At 36.7% G+C, this 17,543-nt stretch carries 19 protein-coding genes and 1 riboswitch; of the genes, 7 read left to right on the forward strand and 12 right to left on the reverse strand.

Annotated features, from left to right (window positions below; all coding sequences use genetic code 11):
* Positions 1-44: 44 nt before the first annotated feature.
* Genes AC3G7N_RS10400 through AC3G7N_RS10410 form a run of 3 tightly spaced genes read right to left on the reverse strand, consistent with a single transcriptional unit; the run spans position 45 to position 1,378 of the window.
* Entirely contained in the window at positions 45-356 is a 312-nt protein-coding gene (locus tag AC3G7N_RS10400) for a hypothetical protein (RefSeq protein WP_489422082.1), read from the reverse strand.
* On the reverse strand, positions 356-1,150 hold the full coding sequence (locus tag AC3G7N_RS10405; RefSeq protein ID WP_489422083.1) for a BRO-N domain-containing protein: 795 nt from the start codon (positions 1,148-1,150) through the stop codon (positions 356-358). Before AC3G7N_RS10405 ends, AC3G7N_RS10400 begins: the two co-directional genes overlap by 1 nt.
* Positions 1,151-1,378: a helix-turn-helix transcriptional regulator gene (locus tag AC3G7N_RS10410; RefSeq protein WP_489422084.1), complete on the reverse strand. Its 228-nt coding sequence runs from the start codon at positions 1,376-1,378 to the stop codon at positions 1,151-1,153.
* Between the two features lie 176 nt (positions 1,379-1,554).
* Here AC3G7N_RS10410 and AC3G7N_RS10415 point away from each other — a divergent pair, with 176 nt between their 5' ends.
* The 5 genes from AC3G7N_RS10415 to AC3G7N_RS10435 all read left to right on the forward strand — a co-directional run bounded on the left by AC3G7N_RS10415 (position 1,555) and on the right by AC3G7N_RS10435 (position 5,823).
* Positions 1,555-1,932 carry a helix-turn-helix domain-containing protein gene (locus AC3G7N_RS10415; protein WP_489422085.1) on the forward strand — a complete coding sequence of 126 codons (378 nt, stop codon included), beginning with the start codon at positions 1,555-1,557 and terminating at the stop codon, positions 1,930-1,932.
* The gene (locus AC3G7N_RS10420) at positions 1,933-2,622 is read left to right on the forward strand and encodes a hypothetical protein (RefSeq protein ID WP_489422086.1); all 690 of its coding nucleotides are present in this window, start codon (positions 1,933-1,935) and stop codon (positions 2,620-2,622) included.
* 329 nt (positions 2,623-2,951) lie between these two features.
* Positions 2,952-4,091 carry a thermonuclease family protein gene (locus AC3G7N_RS10425; RefSeq protein ID WP_489422087.1) on the forward strand — a complete coding sequence of 380 codons (1,140 nt, stop codon included), beginning with the start codon at positions 2,952-2,954 and terminating at the stop codon, positions 4,089-4,091.
* 71 nt (positions 4,092-4,162) lie between these two features.
* Complete coding sequence (locus AC3G7N_RS10430) at positions 4,163-4,621, forward strand: ImmA/IrrE family metallo-endopeptidase (RefSeq protein ID WP_489422088.1); 459 nt, start codon at positions 4,163-4,165, stop codon at positions 4,619-4,621.
* A 2-nt stretch (positions 4,622-4,623) separates the two neighbouring features.
* Complete coding sequence (locus AC3G7N_RS10435) at positions 4,624-5,823, forward strand: tyrosine-type recombinase/integrase (protein ID WP_489422089.1); 1,200 nt, start codon at positions 4,624-4,626, stop codon at positions 5,821-5,823.
* A gap of 70 nt (positions 5,824-5,893) precedes the next feature.
* Here the strand turns inward: AC3G7N_RS10435 and AC3G7N_RS10440 are convergent, their stop codons facing one another.
* From AC3G7N_RS10440 to AC3G7N_RS10450, 3 genes are all read right to left on the reverse strand, one after another.
* Positions 5,894-6,352 (reverse strand): GNAT family N-acetyltransferase, encoded by a 459-nt coding sequence (locus AC3G7N_RS10440; protein ID WP_489422090.1) that lies wholly within the window; start codon positions 6,350-6,352, stop codon positions 5,894-5,896.
* 202 nt (positions 6,353-6,554) lie between these two features.
* Positions 6,555-7,598: a ribonucleotide-diphosphate reductase subunit beta gene (locus AC3G7N_RS10445; RefSeq protein ID WP_489422091.1), complete on the reverse strand. Its 1,044-nt coding sequence runs from the start codon at positions 7,596-7,598 to the stop codon at positions 6,555-6,557.
* 19 nt (positions 7,599-7,617) lie between these two features.
* Complete coding sequence (locus tag AC3G7N_RS10450; RefSeq protein WP_489422092.1) at positions 7,618-9,858, reverse strand: ribonucleoside-diphosphate reductase subunit alpha; 2,241 nt, start codon at positions 9,856-9,858, stop codon at positions 7,618-7,620.
* A gap of 120 nt (positions 9,859-9,978) precedes the next feature.
* A riboswitch (cobalamin riboswitch) is annotated at positions 9,979-10,179 on the reverse strand.
* Between the two features lie 162 nt (positions 10,180-10,341).
* Here AC3G7N_RS10450 and AC3G7N_RS10455 point away from each other — a divergent pair.
* Positions 10,342-11,217, forward strand: a complete 876-nt coding sequence (locus tag AC3G7N_RS10455; RefSeq protein WP_489422093.1) for an NAD(P)-dependent oxidoreductase — start codon at positions 10,342-10,344, stop codon at positions 11,215-11,217.
* 1 nt (position 11,218) lies between these two features.
* Here the strand turns inward: AC3G7N_RS10455 and yxiS are convergent, their stop codons facing one another.
* From yxiS to AC3G7N_RS10485, 6 genes are all read right to left on the reverse strand, one after another.
* Positions 11,219-11,518: a protein YxiS gene (yxiS, locus tag AC3G7N_RS10460; RefSeq protein ID WP_489422105.1), complete on the reverse strand. Its 300-nt coding sequence runs from the start codon at positions 11,516-11,518 to the stop codon at positions 11,219-11,221.
* A 2-nt stretch (positions 11,519-11,520) separates the two neighbouring features.
* Positions 11,521-12,207, reverse strand: coding sequence for a class I SAM-dependent methyltransferase (locus AC3G7N_RS10465; protein ID WP_489422094.1), 687 nt, complete (start codon positions 12,205-12,207; stop codon positions 11,521-11,523).
* Between the two features lie 267 nt (positions 12,208-12,474).
* Positions 12,475-12,672 carry a cold shock domain-containing protein gene (locus tag AC3G7N_RS10470; protein WP_489422095.1) on the reverse strand — a complete coding sequence of 66 codons (198 nt, stop codon included), beginning with the start codon at positions 12,670-12,672 and terminating at the stop codon, positions 12,475-12,477.
* 254 nt (positions 12,673-12,926) lie between these two features.
* A complete protein-coding gene (locus AC3G7N_RS10475; RefSeq protein ID WP_489422096.1) occupies positions 12,927-14,066 on the reverse strand; it encodes a thiolase family protein in 1,140 nt (379 codons plus the stop codon).
* Positions 14,067-14,079: 13 nt separating this feature from the next.
* On the reverse strand, positions 14,080-15,531 hold the full coding sequence (locus AC3G7N_RS10480) for an AMP-binding protein (RefSeq protein WP_489422097.1): 1,452 nt from the start codon (positions 15,529-15,531) through the stop codon (positions 14,080-14,082).
* A gap of 27 nt (positions 15,532-15,558) precedes the next feature.
* Positions 15,559-16,116, reverse strand: a complete 558-nt coding sequence (locus AC3G7N_RS10485) for a biotin transporter BioY (RefSeq protein WP_489422098.1) — start codon at positions 16,114-16,116, stop codon at positions 15,559-15,561.
* 280 nt (positions 16,117-16,396) lie between these two features.
* Between AC3G7N_RS10485 and trhO the strand changes: the two genes are divergently transcribed.
* Positions 16,397-17,371, forward strand: coding sequence for an oxygen-dependent tRNA uridine(34) hydroxylase TrhO (gene trhO, locus AC3G7N_RS10490; RefSeq protein WP_489422099.1), 975 nt, complete (start codon positions 16,397-16,399; stop codon positions 17,369-17,371).
* The last annotated feature ends 172 nt before the right edge of the window (positions 17,372-17,543 follow it).

The raw sequence follows: 17,543 nt of genomic DNA on the forward strand, positions 1-17,543 counted from the left end.
CCTCCATTTTAGATATTTTTTGAAATAAACTAGATTCATAGGTGTTAGATTATTTTTAAACTACGTCGAAAGTTAATTTCATCAGCATTTTGATTTGTTGCATTAAGCCATTCGAAGAAGTTTTTTGTAACTACTCTGGGGTGGCCCAATTCTCTATTTACTGGAAAATCCTTTCGGTGAAAAAGTTCGTTACACTTATTTGCACTGATATCAACTAGCTCCATAAACTGTTTCCGAGTAAGTACTGGTGGTATTTGTTTCTGTTGCAATTCTTGAAGTAAAGTAGGTAACAATTTATTTACGACTTCATTTGCTATCCCAGTAATCTCTTCTTGGCTAAATGTTGTGGTTGGCATTAGATCACTTCCTCGAATTTGAAATCATTAATATTAACTCTGAATTGGATCGCCATTTCTTTAATTACTTGGATATAAATTTCAACAAGACGCTTTTCTTCTGATATGACATCAAGCTTGTTGATTTTATTTACATATGTCTTACTCATACCTTGTGAAACAGCGCGCTCTTTTCGATTGTTTAGCCTGATTTCTAACTTACAACCAGCTCGTTCTTCTAGTTTTTCGTAACTTAAAGTGATTACGCTTTTGTAAGGTTCAATACCTGACCAGTTTTTAGCTATTTTTCTTAAAATAACTTTGACTTTTTCGCGCCATCCGACATTATTCATGGATACAATGTTTGAGACGTTGTCTATTTTCTGATTAGCCTGATCAACTGAACCTTTAAGTATTTTTATTTCTTTTTCTTGATTAACGAACTGTTCTGCATACATCAACATTAATTCTGATTGTGTTTTAGGTTGCTCCACTTGATAAGAACCAGTTTTTCTAATAGAAGGAATAACCTCGATTGCTAACCAGTCTTGAAATTTTTCAGCAACCTCGTTTGAAGCTTTAAATGCTAGTTTGTAAACTAAGGATTCTGGAATGAAATCGCCTTTTGCCACTTGTGGCAAATCCTTTGGAAGGTAACTATTAACTCTGCTCCACCTAACATATGAAGCGCCACTTACATCTGTTGTAATACCTAATGACTTAGCAACCTGTTCAACATCAAATTCGTTTTGACCGTTTTCGCTTTTTACCGATACTCTGAATAAATCATTTTCGAATGTTTGTAATTGATTCAATCAAACGACCTCCATTTGCTTTTGTTCCTTAAAGGAACTGTTATTTTCAAAAAAAAGCACCCAATCGAACTTTAATGTCTTCGCTACTGCTTTAGCCTTTTCTACAGATGGTGTTTTTGTTCCTTTTTCTATATGGGTGTAATGACTTCTTGAAATGCCAGATAGATGTGCGACTTCTTCTTGAGTTAGACCTCTTTTATCTCGCAATTTCTTTAACCAAATCCTCATGTTGCACCTCCTTGGTTCCTGTTGGGAACTTCTTGGTAGTCCTTATTATAGGTTCTTAATAGTAACATGTCAACATATATTTAAAATTAATTTATACTTATGGGAACAATTGATGAAGTTACTGAAAGAAACATTTATAATGCAGAGTATTAGTAATAGAAAGTAGTGATATTTTTATGACGGAGTTTTCCAATAGATTAAAAAACTATAGAGAAAAGTTAAAAGCAGCAAACAAAAAATGGACGCAACAATATGTTGCGGATAAAATCGACGTCGCTAGGGTTACATATACCGCTTATGAAAATGGAACAAAACTACCTCCCTTCGACACAATAAATCGTATAGCTGATTTATTTAATGTAAAAACAGACTACCTTATGGGAAGAACTGACGACCCAAACGTGGCTGAAGAAGATTCTAAAATTGAAAAGCTACTTAAAGATCCACAAACAAACCTCATGTTCAAGGACTGGGAAAATATGAATGAAGAACAACGAGAAGAAGCCTTGAAAATGATTAGATACATATTATATAAAGATAAAAGGGGTGATTAAATGAAAAAAATTTTATTGCTATCTTTAGGGTTGTTGTTATTGTTTTTAGTGGCGTGTGGTGAAGGTGATTCTTCAGCCAAACAAGTTGTAAAGAATGATTCGGAAGCAGTTAGTACTGATGAACCAGAAAAGAACAATCAAAAAGAAAAAGATAATGATAAGTACACTTTTACAAATGACATAGGCAAGTTTTCTTTAGTGGGAATGTACATGAACGACAACATAAATGAAAGTGGTTTTTATGAATTAGATTTTGAAGGATTTAAGTTGAATTTGGTTCCTTCTTTGGTTGATATTGAATTGAGTGAAACAGCTCAGATGGAAGAGAAATATAAAGGTAAAACCGATGTAAGGGCTATTCTGTTGACAACAATCGCCGAAAATACCAATGAGTTTGATGTTGATTATAATGGCACCATCGCAATAACAACTGATACAAAGGAACAATTGTATACAGATAAAGGATTAATGGCTTCAAACCCCGTTGTTCAAACATATATAGGAAAAGTGAAGCAAGAAGGAATATTCGTTGTTCCAATTGAGGACATGGAAAGTATACCGAAAAGTATTAAATTGATTGTTGATCCTCCTTATAAAGTAGTAGACGGATCTGTTGATCCTGTAAATGGTGTAATAGGAGAAGAACAAAGAATAGATTTTCAATTTATCCCTAAAGAAGAAATGGAATAACTATAAAAAGTAGCTAGTCGAGTTTCATTTTTTATAAAGGTTGCCGATATATTGAGGGAATATAAATAGAAAAATATGGGGGTGGTTGTATCAAAGGGAACAAAGAAACAAAATCAAAAAAAGATACCATTAAAGAACTTGCGGATCAAAAACATTCTGATGTTAGATTTATCACGGACGGAAACATTGAAGGAAGTACAGCTTTTGGGGAATATTCTATTGTAACAGATGAAGGATTATTCTTTTATAAGTACAAAAATAAAGAGCTATCCCCTATTACTAATATTCTTTGGGAAAATGTAAAATCAGGAAAAGTCGATTTCTTAGCATTGCGCACGAATCTTACACTAAACGGACAAAATTATCGACTGACAAATAACGGTATGGACATTTACAAATTAGCAAATGAAAAAAGTGATGTAGAAATAGAAAAGGTTAAAAGAAATTGGCATCAAAAAATATTAGGATTTAGATCCGGCAGACATTGGAAAAGGATAACCGCTATAGTTGTTTACTTAATGATTTTTGGTTTTATTATTTCTGTATTCGGTGATGATACACCTGAAGAGCCATTGATGACAGAAAAAACTAGCGCTGTTGCTGATGAAAAATTATCACCAGAAGAGATAGAAAAGCGAGAAAAGAAGGATGCAGAGGCAAAAGCTGCCGAGGAACAAAAAGCTAAAGAGAAAGCTGATGCTGAAAAGGATGAGGAAGAAAGGAAACAAAAAGAGGAAGCAGAAAAGATAGCCGCTGAAGAAAAAGCAAAGGCCGAAGAAGAAGCTAAAGCTGCTGAAAAAGTCAAAGCTGAGCAAGAAGCGAAAGCTAAGGCTGCGGCCGAAGCCAAGAAAAAAGAAGAGTCCCAGACAAACGCTACTGTCACTAGAGTTATAGATGGCGATACTATAGAAATTAATATGAATGGACAAAGCGAAGATGTACGACTCCTATTGATTGACACCCCAGAAACAGTACACCCTTCAGAACCGGTTCAACCATTTGGACCCGAAGCATCTCAGTTTGTGAAAGATACACTTACAGGTGAAGAAGTACGGGTCAAAGTCGGAACAGAAGAACGTGATCGTTATGGCAGGTTACTAGCCTATGTGTTTATAGACGGTCAAACAATTCAAGAAATGTTACTAAAAAAAGGATTAGCACGAACTGCATATTTATATAATGATTTGACGATGTTAGATACCTTTCACAAGGCCCAAGCAACTCCGAGAGCAAACGGTACAGGTGTATGGTCTATTCCTGGTTATGCCCATGCGGACCATGATCATGGCTATCATTATCAGGAAGAGCCGGAGCCAGAGCCTGAACCAACTCCCGAGCCAGAACCAACGCAAACATATTATGATAACTGTACAGCAGTTAGAGACGCTGGTGCTGATCCAATTAGAACCGGAGATGCGGGATACGGAAGTCACTTAGATAGAGACGGAGACGGCATTGCTTGTGAATAACTAGATTTAAAAGGTGTGCAAAACTATGTACACCCTCTTTTATACAATTAAGGGGAACGTACATTCTTATTATGGGGGTTTTATCTATTAATTACACACATCTAGAAGATTTTATCAATAATTTGTATCGTTCATTTTCGATTACCAAACCGCAACAACTAGAAATAGATACAATCTCTAAACTATTAGGCTTAACCATTTATTATGGAAAAACAAATTTAAGACTAGAAAACTACCTAGTCATTAAAAAGTCAACCAAACAACAAGAGTGGCAATTATTCGGACATGAGGTCGGACATTTTCTTAGGCATTCTGGAAATCATTTGTCAATGTACACGTTACTACGTGATTTACAAGAAAATCAAGCAAACTATTTCGCTTATCACTTTTGCGTACCAACTTTTATGTTGAGGCAAGTAACAGATGTTACAGTGTTTGAGATTATGAATCTATTTAATGTGGATTATGAATTTGCAAACCACCGATTAGATATGTATAAAAATAAATTCTTTATATCGTTAGGAGGGTAAATATGCACTGTGAAAAAATAACATTAAAAAGTGGACAAGTTAGGTGGACCTGTGTCGAAGATGGTATGCGTAATCCGGTGACTGGCAAAAGAAATCAAATCAAACGACGTGGGAAAACAAAAAAAGAAGCCAAGAAAAAAGTTGAGTACGAAATAAACAAGCAATCCGAAACAGGTGTGGATCAAAAGCAAGTTAAAGGCGTTACATTTGATAGGCTTGCGATCAAATGGCTTGAAATGTATACGCTGACCCGTGTAAAAGAACCTACGATTGAGACCAGAGTGGTGCAAATGAAAGCATTAAATAAAAAAATGGCTAAAGTACCGATTGAGAAATTAACACATCTTTATTATCAAAACATTATCAATGACATGGCTCCCGAATATGAATATAACACCTTATTAGGCATTCAAAGCTGTGCTAATTTGATTTTTAAATTTGCAGTCAAATATAAACTAATGGGCGAAAACCCCGCTTCTGGTATTGTCATACCTAAAAAAGTAAAAACAGTTCAAGATCTACAAAAAGACAGTATAGAAGAAAAATATTGGGAAAGAGAAGAATTAGATGTGTTTTTAGCAGCTACTCTAGAGCATGGTCTTGAATTAGATAAAGAAAGATTTTACACATTTGCTTTTTCCGGATTGCGAGTAAGTGAGCTATGTGCATTACAGAAAGGTGATCTAGACTTTGAAAATAATATTATTCACTTAACAAAAACCTTAACTGGCCACAATGAAAAAATGAGCGAATATAAATTCGGTACACCGAAAAATGGTTCCGCTCGAAAAATTGAGATGGAAAAGCCTGTTATGGACATGCTGCGTGAACGTGTAAGAAAAAATGACGCACATAAAATGAAATATCGTTTAGAAATTGAGGATTATCATGATGCTGACTTTGTTTTTCCTCGAAAGAACGGCTATCCCTATTTTAGAGGGGATGTAAACGGTAGAATTAAACGAATCCTTCGTAAAGCGAATATAGATAGACATGCCTCCTCACACATATTCCGCCATACACACATTAGTATGCTGACAGAGGCCGAAGTCGATTTGCCGACGATTATGCAACGCGTTGGTCATAGTGATCCTAAAACAACGTTAGCAATCTATACACATGTTACGAAAAAGATGAAAGAAAATGCCTCCGAAAAAATCAGAGGCAAATTTGATGATCTGCTTCAAAAAATTGTGTTTTAAAAATAAATGTGACCTTCCTGTGACTTTTTTGGTTAATTTCCGTGATCAATCGTCTGTAAATGTTGGTGCATCAATGTTTATAGGTGTCACCACTCCAAATCATGTCAATGTGGGGAATATTATCATCCAAGTAAATATCGGAAATTTGAACAAATCCTAATTCCGAATAAAACGTATGTAAATAGTTCTGAGCCTGGATTTTAATTTTATTTTCTTTCCATTCATTCGTTACATAGTGAATTGCTTTTTTCATAAGCTGTTTCGCGTAACCTTTCCCCCGAAAATCTTTTGTCACTAACACACGACCAATTGATACTTCACTATATTTCGTTTTGCTTGGCAAAATTCGTACATATGCAGCAACTTTATTTTCGATTGTTAAAAAATAATGAGTGGCTTCTTGATCATAATTATCTATTTCCTCGTATGCACATTCTTGCTCGACTACAAATACATCGACTCGGGCTTTCATAATGCCATATAACTCTTTATTTTCTAACGCTTGAAATTCTTTTATATTCCATTTCAAACCTCATCAATCCTTTTTTCTTTCCATAATAGCAGAAAAACAGCCTCTATTCTAGAAGCTGTTCTTACAATTTATCGCAGTTTGACGGGCAGTAAATCCTCACGTTAAAAATGGGGGTGGGGATAACTACCCGTACAAGCCCGATTGGTTCAACTAACATTTAATGGGGAAAAGGAAAACCCCCTCTAAATGAAGTTTCACTTTATAAATCGTCGAATCCATTATCCGTATAATTTACTTTTGTATATTGCCTTGATTTTTGCTCAAAAAAGTCAGATTTACCTAAATCAACTTCTTCATACGCTTTAATCCAGCGTAAAGGGTTTTTACGGTACTCAGGGTATGGCCGCTCGTAACCAAGCTGTTTACATCGAACATTTGCATAAAACTTAATGTAAGATTCTACATCCTCAATGTTAATTCCTGTAATTTTCTCACCAATTATATAGTTAGCCCACTCTATTTCTAAATCAGCTGCTTCTTTAAATGTTTGTTGAACGAAAATACTCATTTCTTCCGAATCAAATTCTGGATATTCAATAAGTACCTCTTTATAGATTTTTACAAATAAATCAACATGAATTTGTTCATCCCGGTTAATATAATTAATCATGGTAGACGTTGCGACCATCTTCTGATTCCGTGCTAAATGGTAGAAAAATGCAAATCCGGAATAAAAGAACAACCCCTCCAAAATAACATCATAAACAATTGATTTTAGTAAGCTTTCTACACTAGGGTTTGCAACAAATTCCTCATAACCATTTGTAATAAAATCATTTCGCTTTTCCAACACTGGCTCACTTCGCCAGAAATCAAATACCTCGTCTTGTTTCGACTTGGAAACCAGACTCGATAATACGTATGAATAGGAATGATTATGAATTACTTCTTGTTGTGCTAAAATGATCATCAAGGCGTTCAGACTTGAATCGGTTAAATAATCAGCAACTTTCCCCGCATAGTCTGTTTGAATACTGTCGAGTAAAGCCAGTAGGCCAATAATTTTCAGAAAAGCTTCCTGTTCATTGTCTGTAAGTGTTTGAATCTGTTTCCGATCCTGTGCCATGTTAATCTCGAACGGAGTCCAAAAGTTACCCAGCATTTTTTTATATTTCGGGTATGCCCAAGCAAATCTGACATCATCCCAATTTAAAATATTAGAGCTTTTACCATTAATAATTTTTGTTGAACGATTTGGTGCGTGCTTGTCCATAATTGTGCGCATCTGAATCGATGAAGACATTTAGTTTCCCCTCCTATTATTAACTCGAACATGATTCACATTCTTCAATATCTGATGAAGTGGATCGTAAATAATACGTTGTTTTAAAACCGGATTGCCATGCTAAAAGATGTATTTCTAATAATTCACGCGCTTGTACACCGTTTGGCACGTAAATGTTAAAAGAGATACCCTGGTCAACGTGTTTTTGACGAGCGGCATTTTGTGCAACACTCCATTTTTGATCGATGAAATAAGCAGATTTATAATACCATGTTGTTTCAGCGTTTAAATCAGGTGCTGTTACAGGTATTTTAAAATCCTTTTTCTCCTCAGAATAAAATTTTCTAAAAATCGGATCAATACTTGCTGAACTCCCAGCTATTAAAGAAGTGGAGGAGTTCGGTGCAACCGCCATCAAGTAGCTATTTCGTATGCCGTGTTTTTGTACATCTTTCTGCAATTGATCCCAGGAAAATTCCATGTCCGTTTGATTCACATACCCTTTTCGTTCAAAATATTTCCCGGTATCCCATTCAGATTCACTAAACAGTGGGTATGCCTCTTTTTCCTTTGCGAGATTCATACTTGCCTGGATTGTCAAAAAAGCTATTTTTTCATACAAACAATCTGCGTATTCGATTGATTCCTCACTTTCCCATTTCATCCGTTTCAGCGCCAGTAAATGATGCCACCCAAATGTCCCCAGTCCTATTGCTCGATAACGTTTATTCGTATATGTAGCTTGTGGTACTGGAATATGATTCAGATCAATCACATTATCAAGCATTTGTACCTGAATCGGTATTAATTTTTCCAAAACATCATCAACCACTGCTCGTCCTAAATTAACTGAAGATAGATTACACACCACAAAATCTCCTGGTTCTTTTGTAATCATAATTTTCCCGTCTGTTGTTTGCTGATCAATAAACATGGTTGGGCTTTGGTTTTGCATAATTTCTGTACAAAGATTACTGCAATAAATCATGCCAGTATGTTTATTTACATTTTGGCGATTAACTTCATCCCGGTAAAAAAGGAACGGCCCACCTGTTTCAAGCTGACCTTTCATAATGCTTTTCATTATTTCAATTGCTGGAACCGCTTCTTTAGAAAGAATTGGATTTGCAACACATTCCGCATATTTTTCACGGAAAGATCCATTTTGCTTTTCTTCATCGTAAAAGTTTTCTAATGAGTATCCCATTACAGTTCGAATTTCATGAGGATCAAATAAATACCAATCATCCCGAGCTTTAACCTTTTCCATAAATAAATCCGGTAATGTCACACCAGTAAACAAATCATGCGTCCGAAATCGCTCATCCCCATTATTTAGCTTCGCATCCAAAAAGGAATGGATATCTTTGTGCCAAACATCTAAGTACACACAAATAGCACCCTTACGCTGGCCAAGCTGATCCACGCTGACAGCAGTATTATTGAGCTGCTTCATCCATGGAATAACACCCGATGAAGCCCCTTTAAAGCCTTTAATCATACTTCCGCTACTACGAATTTTTCCTAGGTAGACGCCGATTCCACCGCCATTTTTTGATAAATTTGCAATGTCGGTATTGCTATCATAAATACTTTGTAGACTATCATCCAATGTGTCAATAAAACAGCTAGACAACTGCCCATAGCTTTTTCCAGCATTTGAAAGTGTTGGTGTTGCAACGGTCATATATAGATTACTCATTGCCCAATAAGCCTGGCCCACCAAATCCATACGTTTATCTTTAGGCTCGTCCTGCATGAGTGTCATTGCGATGATCATAAATCGCTCTTGAGGAAGCTCATAAATATCTTTCGTATAATTTTTTGCTAAGTAACGATCAGCTAATGTTTTTAAACCGATGAAGGTAAAAAGCTGATCTCGTTCAGGGCTAATTAATCTTTCTAACTTATTCACTTCATCTTTAGCATAGCTATGTAATAAGGCCTGGTCGTAAATTCCAATTTTCGTTATCTCCGTGATTAACTTGTAAAGCGAACCATATTTTTTCTCATAATCATAATTTCGATTTGTTGCTGCTTGGTTGTACAACCATTCCGAGTAAATCATAGCTGCAACATATGTCCAATCAGGATGCTCTTCATCTATATTTGATAAAGCTTCCAATGTTAGATGGTTTACCCATTCTTCTGTAGATAGACTTTCTTTCGTAATCGCATTTTTGTCTAAAAATGCTTGGATTGGCATAGTTGGAAAAGCCTTCTTTACCTTTTCTTCTAAATAACCTTTCCAGCTTTTCGTCAGTATTGCAGTTTGCATGATCAACATCTCCTTTTTATGTACTAAAAAACCGCTCATGCTAGGAGGCCATGAACGGTTAAAACGACAGAAATAATCTACTTCTCCATCGTTTCGTCTTCTTTGGCCCCGAAGAATGGAAACTTTTCACAAGGTTTGGCAGGTCTCCTGACTTATGTGTTCATCTACTTGAGCACCTTCCCATATTATTAACGTTAAGCTAACAATACAGTGGATAATATCTCGTTCGTCCACATTCACAGTTGCGGGGACAGTTCTGGTTTTGCACCAGATTCCCTATCAAGGCCATTAAATTTGGCCACCAACACTTGTAGGATAAAACTATATATAGTATGTAATTTTTAAATGTAGAGCAATATATTGTGTTTCAAGGCTATCATAGGTTGAGAATGATTGCAATACTATCCGTGTAAAAAAGGAATATTTAACTAAGTGTCGAATTAATATTAATTAGGTAGAAGTAGTAATAGGAGGTCATAGTAAATGGTGCAATCTAAACAAACAATCGGATTTATTGGAATAGGTGTAATGGGAAAAAGCATGGCAAAAAATTTGATGACTGCAGGATACCCAGTTCAAGTATTTACACGTACAAAAGAAAAAGCGCGGTCACTCATTGAAGAAGGAGCTACTTGGAGTGAATCAGCTGCTGAACTTGCACGAGGAGTCGACGTAACCATCACAATGGTTGGATATCCAAATGATGTTGAGGCTATCTATTTTGGTGAAGATGGAATTTTAGAAAACGCGAAGAAAAAATCATATGTAGTGGACATGACCACATCCAAACCATCTTTAGCTGAGAAAATAGGCAGGGATGCGAGAAAACGGGGACTTTTTGCGTTAGATGCACCGGTATCGGGCGGAGATGTTGGAGCACAAAAAGGAACATTATCGATTATGGTTGGCGGAAATTCACATGTATTTCAAGAGCTGAAACCTATTCTCGATGTGATGGGAAGTAACATTATTCATCAAGGAGAATCTGGTGCTGGCCAACATACCAAGCTTTGCAACCAAATCACAATTGCTTCCAACATGATTGGTGTTTGTGAAGCGATTGCTTATGCAAAAAAGGCTGGACTTGATCCCGAAAAGGTTCTAGAAAGCATTACAACTGGCGCAGCAGGTAGCTGGTCATTATCGAACCTTGCCCCAAGGATGATTAAGGATGACTTTGCCCCTGGTTTCTTCGTAAAGCACTTTATCAAAGATATGAGACTTGCACTTGAGTCAGCAAAAGAAATGGATATACTGACACCTGGGCTCGCACTCTCACTTGAACTTTACACGGAGCTAGCAGAACAAGGGAACGAAAATAGCGGTACCCAGGCGTTGGTAAAGCTTTTTGATAAATAAACTACTTTTTACGCTTGTCAATTTGCTCTTGCACGATAAATGCCAAATCATCATTGCCAAAAAGTTGTAATACATTCAAGACAGTGGAGTCAGGTATTTCTTCTGACTCTTTTTTCGGTACAGTTAATTCTAATGCTTCATCCAAAGCATTGTTTTTCATTTGTGATGGATATGCCTGTTCATATAAGGATCTAGGCTCGAGATCATTGTTTATACACCACTGGGCGTAAATTAAGATCATCATTTTCTCGTCGTTTTGATAGCTTTCGATAACCTTTTCTTCCATTTCATTTCGCTCCATCATTATTCACCTTCTTTTCGTAGCATAAATACCCATAAGAATGTTAATGCCTGTTTTAATTCTATTGGTAAACCTTCATGATGCCGTTCCTTTACACCATCTCGATAAACACCAAAACCATCAACATATGTAAAGTTATTTTCCTGTGTCAGTTTTTGAAACTCCCATGGCATCATCGTATTTGCAATAGCCTTTTCGCCGTATATTCGTGGGTAGCTATGTGTACGTGGTCCAGCTGTTGGCCCTAATATGCCAACACATAGCAGACCATCTTTTTTCAACACATGGCTCAACTGCTTGAGCGCATTTGCTGGAATCTCTGTCCACTCCAGGACATTGATTGACATTATCCCATCACAGCTATTATTTTCAAATGGTAAATCGGTCACATCACCTTGAATGAAAGAAATCTCATCAGACACATTCCGTTCCTTGGCACGGGATATCATCTCACTTGAAAGATCCATTCCAACCACATCATAGCCAAGCTTATGTAGTTTACAGGTTCCATACCCATCCCCACAACCAATATCGTAAATCTTACTTCCCTCTTTCATATGCTTTTCAACGAAAGGAATAATATCCTTTCTACTGCCATTATCCCACATATTCACACTACGTTCATTCCAAAACTGTGCACGACTATCCCATTGTAATTCCGCTTCTTTATTCCAATTAAACGAAGACATGGTTATAAACCTCCTTAATCTTGATTCCATTATAACCCAGTGAGTTTATATAGTGAATCTGAGCCAATTAGAATGACGCGTTATTTTTAAAATCGAATGAATTCTCGTGGAATCGTGTGCTTCATCAAACAAAAGTTGCACAGAAACCATATTATTCTCGGAACTTTTACCAGCCATTTACATTATTATTCGCCACCCCACACCCCTCCACAAAACAAAAAAGGTTTACCCCACATTAGTGAGATAAACCTTATATTTTATAATCTATTATAGACTAGTTACGTTAGCTGCTTGTGGTCCACGGTTACCTTCAACGATTTCAAATTCAACGTCTTGACCTTCTTCAAGCGTCTTGAAACCTTCTGATTGGATCGCTGAGAAATGTACGAATACATCGTCTCCATCTTCCTGTTCGATGAAACCAAATCCTTTTTCTGCATTAAACCATTTTACTTTACCAGTCATTAAAATGACCTCCTTATACAAATATCGTGCAAAGTAATTGAATCATAAATACTTTTACACCACTTTGATAAGAGATCGTAAAGTATTATTCAAACTCCAATTTCCTTTTGCATCTTTAATTTTACCTTTCACCGAAAAATAATGCAAGTTATTCTGAAGTTTTTTAAAAACATATACATGTTATAGAATGTTAAACTTTTCCCTCGATCATTTCACTATAATTACCTACATATAATCCTACATTAATCATGGATTTACTCACACCCTTCAAAAAGTGTAGCTAGGCCCAGTCCACCGCCAATTCCTAATGTAGCTATGGCTTGCTTACCTTTGTTTCTTTTCATTTCTGTACATAATCGTGTCACAAGGATTGCACCTGATGCACCATAGGGGTGACCAAAAGCAAGTGCTCCACCCCCAACATTTAGCCGATCATATGGAATGTGTAGTTCATTTATAGAAGCTAACACTTGTGAAGCAAATGCCTCATTAAATTCAATTAAATCAATGTCTGCTATTGTTAACTGGGTTCGTTTAAGTAATTTCTTTACTGCTGGAATTGGACCAATACCAAGAAGATTTGGATCTACTCCTGCACTTGTAGCATCGATGAATTTTAACACTGGTTTTAAACCAAGTTCCTCACATTTTTGTTCCGTCATGATGAGTACTGCTGCTGCCCCATCATTAATAGGACATGTATTGCCAGCGGTCACTGTACCGTTTTCTTTAAAAATTGGTTTTAAAGCAGAAAGAGTTTTCATGGATAACCGTGGACGAGGACATTCATCACGCTCTTTGTCCTGGACGAAAACCATTTCATTTTTAAATCTACCTTCAATGCTCGCAGTAATTGCTTTTTGATGACTATTGTATGCAAATTGATCTTGCTCTTCACGTGAAATATGGTACGCTTCTGCGACGTTTTCAGCAGCAACTCCCATTTCAGGGTCACCGATTGAATCTGGAGAAAAACGGGCACGTGTATAGATAGATGGATTCCCGTAAATAGAAGATGGTTTTTCCATTTTCCATGGTGCAAGGCTACTACTTTCAATCCCCCCTGCTATATAAATTTCACCGGCTCCTGCTTGAACCTGACGGCATGCGATATTAATCGCCTCTAACCCTGATCCGCATTGACGATCAACAGTAACAGCAGGAACCTCAACTGGTATTCCTGCCGTAAGTGCTGTTAGTCTAGCTATATTTCCACCTGGTCCAATTACATTTCCAAGTATCACTTCGTCAATATCTGAAGAATTGATCTTGCTTTCTTTTACAAATGCTTGAATAACGTGAGCGCCTAATATCTCGGGGGCAATGTTCCGAAACATGCCACCAATCTTTCCAACGGCTGTCCGTTTAGCTAGTACAATTACTGGTGTAACCATATTTTCTTCAACCTCACAAAATCAGATTTAATTCTTTTCGAGCTATCTTTCCAGTAGATGTATATGGAAAAACATCTACCACTTGAAACTCTTTTGGGCATTTATAGGTAGCCAATTGCTTTTTACAATGAACTTTTATTTGACCCATGTCGGTTGTTATCACGTCTTCTTTCCACATGATAAGTGCGACTACTTTTTGTCCCCAATACTCATCCTCTACTCCAATAACAATAGCTTCTTTGACCGATTCCATTTCCTTAATAACTTTTTCTACTTCCTCTGGATAAACATTTAGAGCACCACTAATAATCATATTTTTTTCTCGACCAATTATTGTAAGTAACCCATCACGGCTGATAAAACCCAAATCGCCAACATTAGCACCATATTGGGTTAATACCTCGTTTGTCGCTTTTGTATTATTGACGTAACCTGTAAAAAGGAAATTACTTTCAATAAAAATATTACCAATTTCACCACTAGGAACAAGCTCGTTAGATTGGTTTCGTATTGAAATACGAACACCAGGAAAGGCTTGTCCTACGCTATGTGGGTACTGTTCTGTCACTTCCTCTGTTGCAAAGGAAACAAAACTCAGTTCTGAAGCACCGTAATATTCATATATTCGACTTGAAGGAAATGTTTTTTGTAGTTTGTTTTTAATTTTTGGTGTTAACTTAGCTCCTGACGATAAAATGGTAATGCTCCTATTTGTGGAAACCGTTTGTTGCGCCAATCCATGAAGCATCGTTGGAACTGCATAAAAAACTGTAGATTTCCCATTGCTTAAAATATCGAACGTTGATTCTGCAGAAAATACGCCTGTTAAATAAAATGATCCACCGATATGAAGTGCATGTACAGCACCGAATAGAGATAGGGAATGACACAAAGGACCAGGTGCAATTATGATATCATCGTGATTATAATGAAACGCTTGTTCGGCTGCAGTGAAACTGGTTAACCACGATTGGTGATTTCGAATAAAACCTTTCGGCGTTCCAGTCGACCCAGATGTAAAACCTAGATAGAAGTTTTCATTTGAAAAATCCCATGCGATCATTTCACTATCTTCCGCATCTCCTTTCATATCCTCTACATAATGAATATCGTCGAAGGAGTAGGATGTTGTTTGTAAAAACTGTTTGCTTGTAATTAATAAATCCGGACTCGCTTCACCCATTACTTGAACAGCTTCCCGTTCACTCCACTTCGGATCAAACGGGATGGCTACCCACCCTATTGCTGCGACTGCAAAAAACAACTCAAGAAATGCTGGTTCATTACCGATAAGGATCGCTACTTTTTGCGATTGCTTCTCTTTTGAAAGTTCTTGTAAGTTTTGTCTTAGCTGACAGATGTTACGATAAAAATCTCCATAAGCTATTTTTTTATTATCAAAATAAATGGCCGTTTTGTGTGGATGTTTTTGTGCAATTTCTTTCATATTTTTCCCAATACCCATTTTTTCACTACCTTTTTTCCAGTAAATTTATGCTGCTTGTTGGAATTTTTTAATTAACGGATATGTTTGACAAAGCTTCAGGGTGATTATACCAGCGATAATGGCCTTTATTAAATCCCCTGGCAAGAATACTAATGAAGTAAATGCAGTAGCCAACCACGGAAGATTTCCTACAACCGATAAAAATGTAATCCCGCAAACATAAATAACAATGATTCCTCCAACTACATTGAATGTGATGATTTTCCATAATTTTAATGTACGCCAGCTCTTTTCAACACAGTATCCGATTGTCCATGCGGCAAGGGGCCAGCTTAAAATATAGCCTCCTCCTGGGCCTAATAATACACCCAATCCAGCTCTGCCGCCTGATAATAATGGTACCCCGACGGCCACAAGTATTGTAAACAATAGCAAACTAAGTCCAGCACGACGTGCACCGAGTACACCACCCGCTAACATTACTCCTAGTGTTTGTAATGTGATTGGCACAGGAATTACAGGGAGTAAAATAGGCGGAAAAAATCCTAAGATACCGATTATCGTTGCAAATAAAGATATGTACATCATGTCTAGTAATTTCATTGTTGCAACCTCCATTCTACTAATTTAGTGTATACACTAATAGAATGATATAAATAAAGAAGGCCATATGTCAACCTAGCCTATTATAAAGTTTACATATTTAGAATAAATGGTAATTTACACCTCTGTTTTCTTTATCTTCGTCTTAAACTCTAGACTAAATTGCGATTGGCATAATGATCAAAAACATGATAAAATAAGTACTTGCAAGAGTAAAAATGAATATAATCAACACCAAACATTTGTATCTTGCAAATATAAATGATAGGTGGTAACAAAAATGACAAGCACAAAAGAATACCAAGTTTTATTATACTATAACTATGTTCACATAGAAGATCCGGAACAATTTGCAATGGATCATTTGCAATTTTGTAAGGGTCTAGAGTTAAAGGGTAGAATATTAGTAGCAAATGAAGGTATCAATGGCACTGTTTCGGGGACCATTGAACAAACACAAAAATACATGGATGCGATGCACAATGATTCACGTTTTACCAATATGACTTTTAAAATTGATGAGCATGATGGGCATACTTTCAAAAAGATGCATGTGCGTCCACGTAATGAGTTAGTGACCTTACGTTTAGAGGATGATATTAATCCAAAACAAACGACTGGGAAACATTTAGATCCAAAAGAATTTTTTGAAGCAATGCAAGATGAAGATACAGTTGTAATTGATGCTCGTAATGATTATGAGTTTGATTTAGGTCATTTTCGTGGAGCAATCCGTCCTGACATCGAAACTTTCCGTGACTTACCTGAATGGGTTCAACAAAACAAGCACCTTATCGAAGGGAAGCGTATTTTAACCTATTGCACAGGTGGTATCCGGTGTGAGAAATTTTCAGGTTGGTTGGTTAAAGAAGGTTTTGAAGATGTAGCACAATTGCATGGCGGAATTGTTACGTATGGAAAAGATCCCGATGTACAAGGGGAACTATGGGATGGAAAGTGTTACGTATTCGACGAGCGGATTGCCGTTCCAATTAACCGCACGGAGCATGTTGTTGTTGGCGTGGATTATTTTGATGGCAAGCCATGTGAAAGGTATGTTAATTGTGCCCATCCACCATGTAACAGACAAATTATCTGTTCTGAGGAAAATGAGCACAAGTATTTACGCGGATGTTCACACGAGTGCCGCACTAGCCCACGCAATATGTACGTTCAAGAACACGGACTTACAGAAGAAGAAGTACAAATAAGATTAAATAGAATTGAAGAAGTGAAAAATTCTCAAACTGTATAATAGATAAAGACTAGGCTATATTGATGCCTAGTCTTTTTTAGGTTTATCATCAAGGGTTGATATATCAGATTCCCATCCTACTGTAATAAGAAAAACCGGGCATAGACCGCCCGGTCCTTTGCTGTGTTAGAGAACATCCGTTAGCCTGTATTCCTGGCCGTGTATCCCCTTG

The sequence above is a fragment of the Virgibacillus carmonensis genome (genome assembly GCF_057836705.1).

Excerpts from the sequence above, each read along its gene's own strand:
- AC3G7N_RS10400 (WP_489422082.1), bottom strand. The coding sequence starts at position 356 with ATGCCAACCACAACATTTAGCCAAGAAGAGATTACTGGGATAGCAAAT.
- AC3G7N_RS10410 (WP_489422084.1), bottom strand. The coding sequence starts at position 1,378 with ATGAGGATTTGGTTAAAGAAATTGCGAGATAAAAGAGGTCTAACTCAA.
- AC3G7N_RS10415 (WP_489422085.1), top strand. The coding sequence starts at position 1,555 with ATGACGGAGTTTTCCAATAGATTAAAAAACTATAGAGAAAAGTTAAAA.
- AC3G7N_RS10420 (WP_489422086.1), top strand. The coding sequence starts at position 1,933 with ATGAAAAAAATTTTATTGCTATCTTTAGGGTTGTTGTTATTGTTTTTA.
- AC3G7N_RS10430 (WP_489422088.1), top strand. The coding sequence starts at position 4,163 with ATGGGGGTTTTATCTATTAATTACACACATCTAGAAGATTTTATCAAT.
- AC3G7N_RS10435 (WP_489422089.1), top strand. The coding sequence starts at position 4,624 with ATGCACTGTGAAAAAATAACATTAAAAAGTGGACAAGTTAGGTGGACC.
- AC3G7N_RS10445 (WP_489422091.1), bottom strand. The coding sequence starts at position 7,598 with ATGTCTTCATCGATTCAGATGCGCACAATTATGGACAAGCACGCACCA.
- AC3G7N_RS10450 (WP_489422092.1), bottom strand. The coding sequence starts at position 9,858 with ATGCAAACTGCAATACTGACGAAAAGCTGGAAAGGTTATTTAGAAGAA.
- AC3G7N_RS10455 (WP_489422093.1), top strand. The coding sequence starts at position 10,342 with ATGGTGCAATCTAAACAAACAATCGGATTTATTGGAATAGGTGTAATG.
- yxiS (WP_489422105.1), bottom strand. The coding sequence starts at position 11,518 with ATGGAGCGAAATGAAATGGAAGAAAAGGTTATCGAAAGCTATCAAAAC.
- AC3G7N_RS10465 (WP_489422094.1), bottom strand. The coding sequence starts at position 12,207 with ATGTCTTCGTTTAATTGGAATAAAGAAGCGGAATTACAATGGGATAGT.
- AC3G7N_RS10470 (WP_489422095.1), bottom strand. The coding sequence starts at position 12,672 with ATGACTGGTAAAGTAAAATGGTTTAATGCAGAAAAAGGATTTGGTTTC.
- AC3G7N_RS10475 (WP_489422096.1), bottom strand. The coding sequence starts at position 14,066 with ATGGTTACACCAGTAATTGTACTAGCTAAACGGACAGCCGTTGGAAAG.
- AC3G7N_RS10480 (WP_489422097.1), bottom strand. The coding sequence starts at position 15,531 with ATGGGTATTGGGAAAAATATGAAAGAAATTGCACAAAAACATCCACAC.
- AC3G7N_RS10485 (WP_489422098.1), bottom strand. The coding sequence starts at position 16,116 with ATGAAATTACTAGACATGATGTACATATCTTTATTTGCAACGATAATC.
- trhO (WP_489422099.1), top strand. The coding sequence starts at position 16,397 with ATGACAAGCACAAAAGAATACCAAGTTTTATTATACTATAACTATGTT.